The organism is Mesorhizobium sp. A623, assembly GCF_054489405.1.
Genome location: NZ_JBTMXB010000138.1, coordinates 1 through 652 on the forward strand (window position 1 = coordinate 1; position 652 = coordinate 652).

1 protein-coding gene is annotated in these 652 nt (G+C 56.9%); it reads right to left on the reverse strand.

Annotated features, from left to right (window positions below; genetic code table 11):
* On the reverse strand, positions 1–527 hold a 527-nt coding region (locus ACX3P1_RS28280), incomplete at its 3' end, for a phage major capsid protein (RefSeq protein ID WP_459083141.1).
* Positions 528–652: the final 125 nt, after the last annotated feature.

Genomic DNA, 652 nt, shown 5'->3' on the forward strand with positions numbered 1-652 from the left:
GCGCTGTCCTCCAGCGTCGTGCGCGAAACCGGCGTCTGCGAACCCATGGCAAACGGCTTGATATCGATCTGCTCGAAAGTCGGTTCGGTTTCAGGTTTGGCCGCGATTTCAGTCACGCTGCCGGGAACGACGCGAGTAACCAGCCGGGGAATCTGCAACAGCGCGCCACCGACAGGAACGACATTGGCAAGCTGGCGAATTGGCGACTGAAGGCGAATCTTTTCCAAGATGCTCGCCGAAAATTCATCCGGTGCCAGCGCGCCGCCGGTGCCGGGCGATACAATCGTAAGCGCCTTCTTTTCGAGCATGGTCTGGCGAAGGGTTTCACCGAACGCCTTTAGCTCAAGGTTGTCATTCTCGCCTGCCGGGTGATTGTTGTTGGCGGCAACCGGGCGATTGGCCTTAGCCTCAAGCTTGTCGATCCGTGCCTTGTCGGCGTTGATCTGGGCCTTGAGGGCGTCGAATGCCTTCTGTTCAATCACCGGGTCGGCTTTGACTTCCGGTGCATTCTCAAGTTCGTTTTCCATAGGGTTTTCCTTATTAATGGATTTGACGATGGTTACGCGCGCGCCGGAATTGACCGGCCTCTTGCAAAGCGAAATTTCGTTGACGGTTAGATCGGTGAATTCACGCCCGCCATCGGATCGCCGAT